12 protein-coding genes are annotated in these 13,059 nt (G+C 67.1%); 2 read left to right on the forward strand and 10 right to left on the reverse strand.

Features of this window, described 5'->3' with window-relative positions; genetic code table 11:
* The first annotated feature begins 11 nt into the window (after window positions 1–11).
* Both dnaE and ACFOPI_RS18485 read left to right on the forward strand, forming a co-directional pair.
* Window positions 12–3,578, forward strand: coding sequence for a DNA polymerase III subunit alpha (dnaE, locus tag ACFOPI_RS18480; protein WP_382177060.1), 3,567 nt, complete (start codon window positions 12–14; stop codon window positions 3,576–3,578).
* 109 nt (window positions 3,579–3,687) lie between these two features.
* Window positions 3,688–5,913, forward strand: coding sequence for a CHASE4 domain-containing protein (locus ACFOPI_RS18485; RefSeq protein ID WP_382177063.1), 2,226 nt, complete (start codon window positions 3,688–3,690; stop codon window positions 5,911–5,913).
* A gap of 7 nt (window positions 5,914–5,920) precedes the next feature.
* Here the strand turns inward: ACFOPI_RS18485 and tolA are convergent, their stop codons facing one another.
* The 10 genes from tolA to ACFOPI_RS18535 all read right to left on the reverse strand — a co-directional run bounded on the left by tolA (window position 5,921) and on the right by ACFOPI_RS18535 (window position 13,059).
* Window positions 5,921–6,841, reverse strand: a complete 921-nt coding sequence (gene tolA / locus ACFOPI_RS18490; RefSeq protein WP_382177066.1) for a cell envelope integrity protein TolA — start codon at window positions 6,839–6,841, stop codon at window positions 5,921–5,923.
* A 10-nt stretch (window positions 6,842–6,851) separates the two neighbouring features.
* On the reverse strand, window positions 6,852–7,301 hold the full coding sequence (locus ACFOPI_RS18495; RefSeq protein WP_382177069.1) for a biopolymer transporter ExbD: 450 nt from the start codon (window positions 7,299–7,301) through the stop codon (window positions 6,852–6,854).
* Between the two features lie 2 nt (window positions 7,302–7,303).
* Window positions 7,304–8,008: a protein TolQ gene (gene tolQ / locus ACFOPI_RS18500; protein ID WP_382177072.1), complete on the reverse strand. Its 705-nt coding sequence runs from the start codon at window positions 8,006–8,008 to the stop codon at window positions 7,304–7,306.
* Window positions 8,009–8,040: 32 nt separating this feature from the next.
* A complete protein-coding gene (gene ybgC / locus ACFOPI_RS18505; protein WP_382177074.1) occupies window positions 8,041–8,481 on the reverse strand; it encodes a tol-pal system-associated acyl-CoA thioesterase in 441 nt (146 codons plus the stop codon).
* Entirely contained in the window at window positions 8,478–9,698 is a 1,221-nt protein-coding gene (locus ACFOPI_RS18510; RefSeq protein ID WP_382177222.1) for a pyridoxal phosphate-dependent aminotransferase, read from the reverse strand. Before ACFOPI_RS18510 ends, ybgC begins: the two co-directional genes overlap by 4 nt.
* 17 nt (window positions 9,699–9,715) lie before the next feature.
* Window positions 9,716–10,213, reverse strand: coding sequence for a transcription antitermination factor NusB (nusB, locus tag ACFOPI_RS18515; RefSeq protein WP_382177077.1), 498 nt, complete (start codon window positions 10,211–10,213; stop codon window positions 9,716–9,718).
* A 5-nt stretch (window positions 10,214–10,218) separates the two neighbouring features.
* Window positions 10,219–10,683, reverse strand: coding sequence for a 6,7-dimethyl-8-ribityllumazine synthase (gene ribH, locus ACFOPI_RS18520; protein ID WP_382177080.1), 465 nt, complete (start codon window positions 10,681–10,683; stop codon window positions 10,219–10,221).
* A gap of 22 nt (window positions 10,684–10,705) precedes the next feature.
* The gene (locus tag ACFOPI_RS18525; RefSeq protein ID WP_382177083.1) at window positions 10,706–11,338 is read right to left on the reverse strand and encodes a riboflavin synthase; all 633 of its coding nucleotides are present in this window, start codon (window positions 11,336–11,338) and stop codon (window positions 10,706–10,708) included.
* 67 nt (window positions 11,339–11,405) lie between these two features.
* Window positions 11,406–12,551 (reverse strand): bifunctional diaminohydroxyphosphoribosylaminopyrimidine deaminase/5-amino-6-(5-phosphoribosylamino)uracil reductase RibD, encoded by a 1,146-nt coding sequence (ribD, locus tag ACFOPI_RS18530; RefSeq protein ID WP_382177086.1) that lies wholly within the window; start codon window positions 12,549–12,551, stop codon window positions 11,406–11,408.
* A gap of 4 nt (window positions 12,552–12,555) precedes the next feature.
* Window positions 12,556–13,059 (reverse strand): type IV pilin protein, encoded by a 504-nt coding sequence (locus ACFOPI_RS18535; RefSeq protein WP_382177089.1) that lies wholly within the window; start codon window positions 13,057–13,059, stop codon window positions 12,556–12,558.

The following is a 13,059-nucleotide window of genomic DNA, read 5'->3' on the forward strand; positions in this document are numbered from 1 at the left end:
TTGTTGCACCGATGTTCATCCACCTGCGCCTGCACACCGAGTTTTCCGTCGTCGACGGCACCAACCGCATCGACGACGCCGTGGCGGCGGCCCAGGCCGACGGCCAGCCCGCGCTGGCGATCACCGACCTCAACAACCTGTTCGGGGCGGTCAAGTTCTACAAGGCGGCCCGCGGCGCGGGCGTCAAACCGCTTCTGGGCGCCGAGGTGTCGCTGGCGGGCTTCACCGACGAGACGCCGGGCGCCATGCCCGGTGCCCACCAGCCGCCGGCGCCGCGCGTGATCCTGCTGGTGCAGGACAAGCAGGGCTACCTCAACCTCAGCGAGCTGCTCGCCCGTGCCTGGACGCGCAGCGACGGCCGGGCCGGTGCGGTGGTGCAGCGCGAATGGCTGGAAGAACTCAACGCCGGGCTGCTGATGCTCTCCGGCGCACAGGCCGGCCCGGTGGGCCAGGCGCTGGTGCAGGGCGACGCACAGCGCGCGGCCGACCTGGCGCTGCAGCTGGCCAGCCTGTTTCCGCACCGCTTCTACATCGAGCTGCAGCGCGCTGGCCGTGCCGACGACGAGCGCCATGTGACCGCCGCCGTCCAGCTGGCCGCACGCCTGCACCTGCCGGTGGTGGCCACGCACCCGGTGCAGTTCCTGACCGCCGACGACTACGAGGCGCACGAGGCCCGGGTCTGCATCGCCGAGGGCGAGATCCTGGCCAACAACCGCCGCGTGCGCCGCTTCACGCGTGAGCAGTACTTCAAGTCCTCGGCGCAGATGGAAGCGCTGTTTGCCGACATCCCTTCGGCTGTCGCCAACACGCTGGAAATCGCCAAGCGCTGCAACCTGACCCTGGTGCTGGGCAAGCCGCAGCTGCCCAACTTCCCGATCCCGCCGGTAGACGGCCGGGTCATGTCGGTGGAGGAGTACTTCCGCCACGTGTCCTACGAGGGGCTGGAAGGGCGCCTGAAGCACCTGTTCCCCAACGAAGCCAAGCGCGAGGAACAGCGACCGCGCTATGTGGAGCGGCTGGAGTTCGAGCTCAACACCATCCTGAAGATGGGGTTCCCGGGCTACTTCCTGATCGTGTCGGACTTCATCAAGTGGGCCAAGGAAAACGGCTGCCCGGTGGGCCCGGGCCGGGGTTCCGGCGCCGGCTCCCTGGTGGCCTACGCGCTGCTCATCACCGACCTCGACCCGCTGCAGTACAACCTGCTGTTCGAGCGCTTCCTGAACCCGGAGCGGGTGTCGATGCCCGACTTCGACATCGACTTCTGCCAGTCCAACCGCGACCGGGTGATCGACTACGTCAAGGACCGCTACGGCAAGGACGCGGTGAGCCAGATCGCCACCTTCGGCACCATGGCCGCGCGCGCGGCCATCCGCGACGTGGGGCGCGTGCTCGACTTCTCCTACGGCTTCTGCGACGGCATCTCCAAGCTCATCCCCAACAAGCCGGGCATGAGCGTGACGCTGCAATACCCGCCGGTGCCCAAGAAGGACGGCGACAAGAACAACTACGCCATCGAGATGGAGCCCATCCTGGCGGAGCGCATCGAGAAGGAAGAGGACGTCAGGACCCTGATCGAGCTGGCGCAGAAGCTCGAAGGCATGACCCGCAACATCGGCATGCACGCCGGGGGCGTGCTGATCGCGCCGGGCAAGCTGACCGATTTCTGCCCGCTCTACCAGCAGCCGGGCAGCGAATCGGCGGTGAGCCAGTACGACAAGGACGACGTTGAAGCCATCGGTCTGGTGAAGTTCGACTTCCTGGGCCTGGCGACGCTGACCATCCTGGAGATCGCGCGCGAGTTCATCATGAAGCGCCACAAGGGCCAGGAGAACTTCCGCTTCGAGGACGTGCGATTGGACGACAAGGCGGTGTACGCGCTGTTCTCCAAAGGCCAGACCGAGGCCGTGTTCCAGTTTGAAAGCCGCGGCATGCAGGGCATGCTGCGCGACGCCAAACCCAGCCGGCTGGAAGACCTGATCGCCCTGAACGCGCTGTACCGGCCGGGGCCGATGGACCTGATCCCCAGCTTCGTGAACCGCAAGCACGGCAAGGAGGTGGTGGAGTACCCGCACCCGCTGGTGGAACCGGTGCTGGCCGAGACCTACGGCATCATGGTCTACCAGGAGCAGGTGATGCAGACCGCCCAGGTGCTGGGCGGCTACTCGCTCGGTGGCGCCGACATGCTGCGCCGGGCCATGGGCAAGAAGAAGCCCGAGGAGATGGCCGAACACCGTGTCATCTTCCGCAAGGGCGCAGCCGAAAAGGGCATCAGCCAGGAGAAGGCCGACGAGGTCTTCGACCTGATGGAGAAGTTCGCCGGCTACGGCTTCAACAAGTCGCACGCCGCCGCCTATTCGCTGCTGGCCTACCACACGGCCTGGCTCAAGGTGCACTACACCGCCGAGTTCTTCTGCGCCAACATGACGGTGGAAATGGACGACACCGACAAGCTCAAGGTGTTGTGGGAAGACGCGCGCAAGATGGGCATGGCCTTCGAGCCACCCGACGTGAACCGCGGCGTCTACCGTTTCGAGCCGGTCACCGACAAGCTCATCCGCTACGGCCTGGGAGCGGTCAAGGGCACGGGCCAGCAGGCGATCGAGGCCATCGTCGCTGCGCGCGAAGGGCGCGGCGAAGGCCCGAACGGCGACGAGAAGGGACCGTTCACCAGCCTGTTCAACTTCTGCCTGCGCGTGGACCGCCAGCGCATCAACAAGCGCACAGTGGAAGCGCTGATCAAGGCCGGCGCCTTCGATGCGCTCAACCTCAACCGGGCCGAGCTGCTGGCCTCGCTGGACACAGCCTTCGAGTACGCCGCGGCCACCCAGGCCAACGCCCACCAGGGCGGGCTGTTCGACATGCTGGGCGGCGACGACCATGGCTCCAGCACGCAGGAACCGGCCTACGAGACCACCACGCCCTGGGGTGTGAAGGAGCGACTGACGCACGAGAAAACCGCCATCGGCTTCTATTTCTCGGGCCATCTGTTCGACGAGGTCGAGCGCGAGGTGCGGCGCTTTGCCCGCACGCCGCTGGCCGACGTGAAGGAAAGCCGCGACCCGGTGATCCTGGCGGGCATCGTCTCGGACTTCCGCGTCATCAACGGCCAGCGCGGCAAGCTCGCCTTCTTCAAGCTCGATGACAAGAGCGGCGTGCTGGAGGTCAGTGCCGACGAGAACCTGATCAACCAGTACCGCCACCTGCTCAAGGACGACGAGCTGCTGGTCGTGCAGGCGACCGTGCAGCCCGACCGATTCTCCGGCGGCTTGCGGCTGAAGATCCAGCAGATCTGGGATCTGGCGGCCGCCCGCTGCCGCTTCGGCAAGTACCTGCGGGTGGCGGTCAACGGCCACGCACCGGCGATTGCCCAGCTGGTGCGCGACTTCCCGCCCCGGCGCGAAGAAACCGAGCAGGGCGAGCTGGTCCGGGGGCTGGGTGTGCGGCTGATGGTGGAGCGCGCCGGCGCGCGCTGCGAGCTGCAGCTGGACGACCGGGCGCTGTTTTTCCCGACCGACGCGGCGCTGGCCAGCTGGATGGCGCAGGCTCATGACCGCCGCGCCGAGATCGTGTTCGACTGACGGCTCACCGCGTTTTTGCAAAAAACCCCCACGGGTTGTCAATCCTGTCACGCCCGGGTGTGCCAGGGCGGTCAAGTCGGCGCATGCTGCGCCGATGATTTCGACAACCATGAAACTGCAATACAAAGCCTGGGCGCTGGTTTTTGCCATCGTCGGGATCGCCGCCGGCTCGGCCATGCTGGGTGCCCGATACATCGTCGGTGAGTCGTTTGACCAGCTCGAAACCGACCGGGCCCAGCGCGAAGGCGAGCGGGCGCGGCGGGTGCTCGACCAGCAGGTGCAGTCCCTCAGCGCCACCAATCGCGACTACGCCCAGTGGGCGGACGCGGTCGACTTCCTGCAGGGGCGCAAACCCGGGTTCATGGACGACAACTTCGACGCCGGCAACCTGGGGTATCTGCGCATCTCCGAAGTGGCGGTGTTTGATGCAAAAGGTGCGCTGGTCACCAGTGTCACTGTGGACGACCAAGGGCACAAGGTGGCGGTGCCAGTGGCGCGCATCGAACCGCTCAGACCTCTGGCCCGGGAGGTGCTGGCGCCATCCGAGCCTCTTTCCTCTATCCATACCCTTCGCGTGGCCGATGGTCAGCTGGACATGGTGGCCGTGGCCGCGGTGCAACGGCCCGGCGTCAGCGGGGCGCCTGTGGTCGGAGCCATCGTCATGGTCCGCCGCTTCGACCAGGCCGAACTGGCACGCTTTTCGGAAGTGCTGATGACGCCGCTGTCGTTGTCGTTCGACGCGCCCAGCCACCGCGGGGAGGAATTGCACCTCGAACCGGTCGATGATCAGCGTGCCGATCTGCACGCGGTGCTGAAGGACCACAAGGGTCAGCCGGTGGCGGAACTGGTGCTGGGGCTTGACCGTTCGCTTGCAGAACAGGCAAGGGTGCTGACCTGGCAGGGCATCGGTCTGGCGGCGCTCGCCGGGCTGTTCGCCAGCGTGTTGCTGGCGTTTCTGCTGGACCGTCTGGTGCTGCGCCGCCTGCAGAAGCTGCACCACGACGTGAAACGCATCACCGTGGACGGGCCCACTGCGGGCCACGAGGTCCGAGTGGCCGGTGACGACGAACTCACCCAGCTGGCCGAGGGCGTCAACGGTCTGCTGACACGTGTCCGGTCCGATGCCGAGGCCCAGCGCGAAGCGCACGTGCGGCAGGAAGCCCTGCAGGTGCAGCTCATGCAGTCTCAGAAGACCGAGGCGCTGGGGCGCCTGACCGGTGGCATCGCACACGACTTCAACAACTCGCTGGCAGCCATCACGGGCTGGATCCGCCTGGCCAGCGAAGACCTGGACAGCACCCACCCGAGCCACGAGGCCCTGCAGCAGGCGCTCAAGTCGACGCGCTACGCCGACGGGCTGATGCGCCAGTTGCTGGCCTTCGGCCGGCAGTCCGCACCCCGGCTGCGCCGCCTGCACTGGGCCGCCCTGATCGAGGAGACGAAGGTCATGGTCTCTGCCGGGCTGACGCGCGACTGCGAGCTGGTGGTGCACTACGAGGTCGATGACGATGAGGTCGATGCCGACCCCACACAGTTGCAGCAGGTGCTGGTGAACCTGCTGATCAATGCGGCCGATGCCATGAATGGGAAGGGGCGTATCGATCTCACACTGGGATCGGTGGAGCTTCCACCCGGGCATGGCCAGGAGCTGACCGCCGGCGCATCCGGTCTCCCCGATGGGCGCTATCTGGTGCTGCGGGTGCGCGACCATGGGCCCGGCATCCCGCACGAGCATGTGGACCGCGTGTTCGACCCCTTCTTCACCACCAAGGCCAAGGGCAGGGGCACCGGACTGGGTCTCTCGGTGGCGCAGGGCATCATGGCCCGGCACCATGGATCGCTGGGGCTGGTCAATGGCCAGGACGGTGCGTGTTTTGTGCTGTGCCTGCCCGCCAGCCGGCGTGACGAGGCGGTGGCTTCCGTCACCACCCCGGGCGGGCCTGGCAAGGGGCGCCAACTGCTGTTCGTGGACGACGACCAGTCGGTGCGCCACGCCTGGGCCGCGCTGCTGGAGCGCAAGGGCTGGCAGGTCACGCGCTCACGCGACGGCGAAGAGGCCTGGAGCCAGTTTTCGCAGACGGGCAAGCACTTCGACGTGGTACTGACCGACCAGTCGATGCCCCGTCTGGACGGGGTGGGGCTGGCCCAGCGCATCCGTGCCACGAATGCGCCGCCTCCGGTGGTGCTGATGAGTGGTCACGTTGACGAGGTCGAGGCGGGCCTGCTCAAGACCCTGTTCGCAGCCGTGCTGCACAAGCCAGTGGACCCCACCGAGCTGGACCGGGTGCTGCAGGGGCTTCCGTTGCCGGAAGAAGCGTCCGTCAACCCGGTATGAGCGCGGGTCAGTCGGTCGGGCGGACCACGATGATGATGGGAGAGGGGACCCGGCCATCGACATCGCGCGGCAGGGATCCGGTGCGATCAATGGCCTTCAGGGCCGCCTCGTCCCAGGCCGGGTTGCCGCTGCTATCGACCACGCGCCGCGAGGTGATGGTGCCGTCGGACAGCGCGCGCACCTCGATCTCCGTGCGCAGCGAGCGCGGGAAATCCTCCGTGTAGCGGATGTTGGGGCTGACCTTGGCCCGGACCCGGCCCGCGTAGCCCGACGACGGGCCACTGGACTGTTGGGCCGAGCCTCGGGCTTCGGGGCCACCGCTGGCGCCCACCTGGCCCATCATGCGGGCGATCTGGTCGCGACGCATCTTATCTGCCAGTTCATCCTGGCGACGCTCAGCTTCCCTGCGCTCCTGGTCCTGCTTTTTCCTCTTTTCGGCGAGTTCCTTCTTCTTCAGGTCGTCTGCCTTCTTCTTCTCGGCCAGTTCCTTCTCTTTCTTCTCGCGCTCAGCCTTGTCTTCGGCCGCTTTCTTCTTCTTCGCCGCCTCTTCCAGCTCGCGCTGCTTCTGTTCTTCCAGCTTTTTCTGCCTGGCCTTCTCGGTCGCGATGTCCGGCTGCTTCACCGCCGGCTGAGGCGGTGGTGGCTCGGGCTTGGGCTCCGGCTTCGGGTCGGGTTTGGGTTCCGGTCGGGGTTCCGGCTCGGGTGGCGGCGGAGGGGGTGGTTCCACCGCCCGCGGCGCGGCCTCGCGCGGCAGGGCCGACCAGATCTCGGCCTCGAATGCCACCTGAGGTTCGTCCTGCTTCCAGTGCACCCCCCAGGTGAGCGCCGCCATCAGCAGCACGTGCGCGCCCAGGGCCAGCGCCAGCGGCGTGCCCCAGCGGCCGGAGCGCGGCGGCTTGAAGTCGATGGCGTCGGTGATGATCTGCATGTCCGGGCGTTCAGCGGCTGGCCTGGACCGCCAGGCCCACGCGGTCGACGCCCGCGCGCTTGAGCGTGTCCATGGCCTTGACCACGGTGTCGTACTTGATGTCCTTGTCGGCGCTGATGACCACCGGCACGGCGTCGGCCGGGGTGCCCGCTTCGGCTGCCGTGCCCTGCAGCTTGCGGACCTCTGCCGCCAGCTGCGGCAGTTTCACGCCCTGGCCGCCCTTGCTCGCGGTGCCCAAGCGCACCTGGATGGTTTCGTCCTTGCTGATCACCACCTGCACGAAGCTCTTGGGCTGTGCGTCGGCCTGGCCCACGCTGGGCAGGCTGATCTGGCTGGGCGAGATGAGGGGGGCTGTCACCATGAAAATGATCAGCAGCACCAGCATCACGTCGATGAACGGGACCATGTTGATCTCGTTCTTGGTGCGGCGGGTGCGGCCCCGCGAGGAGACTGCGGCCATGTTCAGTGTCCCGACGGCGTGGCCTGGCTGGGCTGCTGCCCCAGGTTGCGATGCAGGATGTTGGAGAACTCTTCCATGAAGGTCTCCATGCGATTGGCCACGCGGTCGATGTCGGTGGCAAAGCGGTTGTAGGCCACCACCGCGGGGATGGCAGCGAACAGGCCGATGGCGGTGGCCACCAGGGCTTCGGCGATGCCCGGGGCCACCGTGGCCAGCGTCACCTGGGCCAGCGCGGCCAGGCCGGTGAAGGCGTGCATGATGCCCCAGACCGTACCGAACAGGCCCACATACGGTGCCACCGAGCCGACGGTGCCCAGGAAGGAGAGGTTGGTTTCCAGCACATCGAGTTCCCGCTGGAAGCTGGCCCGCATGGCGCGGCGCGCGCCGTCAAGCAGGGCACCTGCATCGCTGATACGGCGCTCGCGCAGCTTGTGGTATTCGCGCATGCCGCTGGCGAAGATGCGTTCCATCGGGCCGCCGTGGCGCGCGCTCTGGGCGGCGGCCGAGTAGAGGTCGTTCAGGTTGGTGCCCGACCAGAACTCCTTCTCAAAGTCCTCGTTGTGCCGGTTGACGCGCTTGAGGGTGAACACCTTGCGGAAGATGGCCGCCCAGCTGATCACGGACATGAGGACCAGCAGGGCCACCACGGCCTGCACGACCCAGCTCGCGTTGAGCATCAACTGGACGATGGAAAGATCTTGGGACATGTCGTTGAGGGAGTTGGAGTCGGGTCAGGGGGTCATTGGTTCCCGGGGACGAGTGCCTGCAGCACGGCCGCCGGAATGCGCTGGGGGCGAAGCTGCACCGCATCGACCCAGCCGATGCGGATGCTGCCTTCGCAAAGCAGGATCGGTGCCGAGCCGTCGGCGGGCTGCAGCGAGGCGGTCTGCTCGATTGTGAGCGAGGCCCGGCCCGGTTCGGTCACACGGGCGGTAACAGTCAGCAAATCGTCGAGCCGCGCCGGGCGGTGGTAGCGCAGCTGCGTGCCCGTCACCACAAACATGCCGCCCACCTGCTCGCGCAGCTTCTGCTGCTCCACGCCCAGGTGGCGCAGCCATTCGGTGCGCGCGCGTTCGAAGAACTTGAGGTAGTTGGCGTAGAAGACGATGCCGCCGGCATCGGTGTCTTCCCAGTAGATGCGCACGGGCCAACTGAAAACCTGATGATCCGAGTTGCTCACAGTGCGGCCTCCAGCCGGTGCACCGCTTCCTGCAGCTGGGGCAGGGCGTTGGCGGTGGAAAAGCGCAGGTAGCGGCCGGGGTTGGCCAGGCCGAAATCACGACCGGGCGTGGTGGCCAGCTGGCAGCGGCGCATCAGCTCGAAGGCCAGCGCCCAACTGCCGCCTTCTTCCGGGCGCCCATCCGGCGCCTTCAGATTCCAGCGCTCGCACAGCGTGGAGACATCGGCCCAGGCGTAGAACGCGCCGTCGGGCATCACCGGTACGGGCAAGCCCAGGCGGTCGAGCGCTGGGATGAAGAAGTCGCGCCGCGCCTTGAACTCGGCGCGGCGGCGTTCGTACTCGGCCAGGCTCTCGGGTTCGAAGCAGGCCAGCGCCGCGTGCTGGGCGACTGTGCTGGCGCAGATGAACAGGTTCTGGGCCAGACGCTCCACCGCCGGCACCAGCGCCGGTGGCAGCACCAGCCAGCCCAGGCGCCAGCCGGTCATGTTGAAGTACTTGGAGAAGCTGTTGACGCTGATCACCTCGTCGCCCAGGCCATCAGGCAGGCCCAGCGCGCTGTGGCCGTAGGCGTCGTCGTAGGACAGGCCCAGGTAGATCTCGTCCACCAGGGTGACCCCGCCTTTATCCCGCACGAAACGGGCGATGCGCTCCAGCTCGGCGCGGGCGATCGAAGTGCCGGTGGGGTTTGACGGCGAGGCCAGCAGCACGCCGCGCGTGGCTTCACCCCAGGCCGAGGCCACATGGTCGGCGCTGAGCTGGAAGCGGTCTTCGGGGCCGGACGGAATCAGCACGGGCGTGCCCTCGGCCGCCTGCACGAACTGGCGGTTGCAGGGATAGCAGGGGTCGGGCATCAGCACCTCGTCACCGGCCTCGATCAGCGCCAGGCAGGCCAGCTGCAGCGCGGCGGACGCGCCAGCCGTCACCACGATGCGGGCCGGGTCGATGTCCAGACCGAAGCGGCTGGCGTACCAGCCGCTGATGGCCTCACGCAGGGCGGGTAGGCCGGTGGCGGGTGTGTACTGGCTGCGGCCCTCCCGGATCGCGCGTTCGGCCGCGGCCTGCACCGGGCCGGGTGCGGTGAAGTCCGGCTCGCCGATGTTCAGGTAGATCATTGGCCGGTCGCCTGGCCGGGCCTGCCGCGCCATGTCGGCCGCGGCCTTGGCCAGCTCCATCACATAGAAAGGTTCCACGCGCCGGGCGCGGCGGGACAGGCGCAAAGGCTCCGGGCGCAACGTCATTCCGCCTTGGACGACTTGCGCGCGCCGGCCGGCGCAGCGGCCGCTTCGTGCGGGCGCAGCCGGGCGCCCAGCTGGTGCAGCACCCCGTTGACGTACTTGTGGCCATCGGTGCCGCCAAAGGACTTGGCCAGCTCGACGCATTCATTGATGACGACCCGCAGCGGCACGTCCAGGCAGTGCTGAAGCTCGTACGCGCCGATCCACAGAACGCCGTGTTCGATCGGCGAGATCTCGGCCATCGGCCGGTCCAGCAGCGGCGTCACCAGGGCGTCCAGCGTCTCGGCTTGCTCCACACAGCCGTGCAGCAGCGCGTCGTAGTGGGCGCTGTCTGACTTGTGGAAGCCCGAGAGATCGCGGGTGAAGCTGTCGATGTCGCTGGCGGCGTTGCGGCCCACGAGGTGCTGGTAGAGCGCTTGCAGCGCAAACTCCCGCGCCCGGGTGCGGGCTGATTTGTCGGCCGCCTTGCGCGGCTTGGTCGGGCTCTGGTCGTTCATGGGGTTCAACCGATCTGCTCCAGCACATGGGCCATTTCGACCGCCACGCGCGCCGCATCACGGCCTTTTTCGGTCTGGCGGGCCACGGCCTGTTCCAGGTTCTCGGTGGTGAGGATGGCGTTGGCGATCGGCGTGTGGGTGTCCAGCGAGACACGGGTCACACCGGCGCCCGATTCGTTGGCGACCAGTTCAAAGTGGTAGGTCTCGCCACGGATGATGCAGCCCAGCGCGATCAGGGCGTCGTACTCGTCCTGCTCGGCCATGGCCTGCAGGGCGATGGGCACTTCCAGTGCGCCCGGCACGGTGACGTGGGTGATGTGCTTCTCTTGCACACCCAGCGCGAGCAGCTCGGCGTGGCAAGCCTCGAACAGAGCGTTGGTGATGCCTTCGTTGAAGCGGGCCTGGACGATGCCAATGGAGAGCTTCTTGCCGTCGAGCAGGCTGGTGCTGCCTTTGTCTGCGCCAAACATGGGGGTCTTTCTTGGGTGATGGTCAGTTCTGGGAGGGCACTGCGCCGAGCATGCGCTCGACATAGCGGGCCACGGTGTCGATTTCGAGGTTCACCGCGCTGCCGGCGCGCAGGTCGCCCAGGGTGGTGTTCTGGACGGTGTGCGGGATCAGGTTGATGCTGAACTCGCAGCCATCCGGGCGGTCTTCAATGCGGTTGACCGTCAGGCTCACCCCGTTGATGGCGATCGAGCCCTTGTAGGCCAAGTACTTCGCCAGGGCCGGCGGCGCGAGCACACGCAGCTCCCAGCTCTCGCCCACGCGCTCGAACAGGGTGACCTGCCCGACGCCGTCGACATGGCCGGACACGATGTGGCCGCCCAGGCGGTCATTGGCGCGCAGGGCCTTTTCCAGATTGACCCGTCGGCCAGCTTCGGAAAGACCTGTGGTCTTCGAGAGGGATTCGGCCGAAACGTCGATGGTGAAGCGGGAGGCGGCGGCGTCCAGGGTCGTGACGGTCATGCAGGCGCCGTTGTGGGCGATGCTGTCGCCCAGGGCGACGTCGTCGAGGTATCCCGGCGGCGCCTCGATCGTCAGGCGCCTGCCGTGGTCCAAAGAGCTGCCCAGGGGGTGAAGGTCGGCGATGCGGCCCACACCGGTGATGATGCCGGTAAACATCCGCGTATTTTCGCAGGGTTTGGCCCGGCGCCGCGCGCGGTGCCAAAAGGCTGGCGGTTTGCAGACCTCAGGCGTGCATGAAACGGTCCCGGCCCTGCACCCGCGCCAGGATGCGCAGGTCCTCGCCCACCGGCTCCACCGAGGCGAACCGCAAGGGCAGGCGCTGGTCCAGCGACTGCAGGGGCCCCCAGTTGGCCAGCCCCGACCCGCCGACACCCAGCATCTGGGGAGCCAGGTACAGCAGGAACTCGTCGACCAGGCCTTCGCGGATGAAAGATCCGTTGAGCTTGTGGCCGGCTTCCAGGTGCAACTCGTTCACCTCCCGGGAGGCCAGGTCGCGCAGCATGGCAGCCAGATCGACCTTGCCGCCCGGGCCGGGCAGGGCGATCACGGTGGAACCCAGCTGCTCCAGCGCCGCCTGGCGGCTGGTGTCGGATGCGGCGCAGTAAATGAAGATTTGGCGCGCCAGCCCCTGCGCCGGGGCCTGGAACAGGCGGGCGGTGGGCGGGGTTTCGAGCTTGCTGTCGATGATGACCAGATGGGGCTGCCGGGGCGTCGGCACCTGCCGCACATCCAGCATGGGGTCGTCCTCCAGCACGGTACCGATGCCCGTGAGCACCGCGCAGGCGCGCGCACGCCAGGCGTGGCCGTCTGCACGGGCCGCTTCTCCGGTGATCCACTGGCTGACGCCATTCCCCAGGGCTGTCACGCCGTCGAGCGACATGGCCGCCTTCATGCGCACCCAGGGGGTGCCGCGGATCATGCGGCTGAAGAAGCCGATGTTGAGTTCGCGCGTGGCGAGGGCGACAGGGTGTTCTGACGGCAGCAGTTCCACCTCGATGCCCGCGGCGCGAAGACGTTCCAGACCTCGCCCGGCCACCTTGGGGTTGGGATCGCCCGTGGCCACCACCACCTTCGCCATGTCGGCTGCGATCAGCGCATCGCAGCAGGGAGGGGTGCGGCCATGGTGGGAACAGGGCTCCAGCGTGACGTATGCGGTCGCGCCCCGGGTGGATTCGCCACGCTGCGCCGCATCGCGCAGAGCCACTACCTCAGCGTGAGGGCCACCGGCCTGCTGGGTGTGACCTCGCCCGATTTCACGGCCATCGGGTGCGAGGATCACGCACCCAACGCGGGGGTTGGGGTTGGACAGCGTCAGGGAATGCCGAGACCTCTCAAGAGCGTCGGACAGCGGACCTTGATCCACCGGCATGCGATCAGGAGGCCTTGAAGCACTCGGCGCGCCGGGCTTCAAGCTCAGTTTCAGAAAGCCCCGTGAGCCCGGTAAGTATTTTGACGCCTGTGTTTGAGATTTGCAGATTTCCGCAGCGATCATTCGCCATGCTGCCGGTACGGGTGGCCTGCAAGGTAAACGAAGTCGCCGACGCATCTGTGGTGGTGTCCACAACCTCTCCGCCTTCTATCAACTCGATGTTGTAGGCGGCAGGTCCCATTCCTGTGCGAGGAGACGTGAGCAGGCCTGCTGGCAGCGTAATGCCCTCAAACGTATCTCGCGAACTGAAAAAACGCCTCATGTACTGCTCGGCCTCCATCAGGGCCCTCTGGGCGTCTGCCCTCCGGGATTTGGCAACCTGCTCTTGATACGACGGATAGGCAATGGCCGCGATGATTCCGATGATGGCCACCACGACCATCACTTCGATCAGTGTGAAACCGCGCTGCACCCGTTGGTGTCCGACCTTGGTATGTACTCTGTTCAT

Origin of the sequence: Hydrogenophaga luteola (assembly GCF_042648585.1) — a bacterium.
GTDB lineage: Bacteria > Pseudomonadota > Gammaproteobacteria > Burkholderiales > Burkholderiaceae_C > Hydrogenophaga > Hydrogenophaga luteola.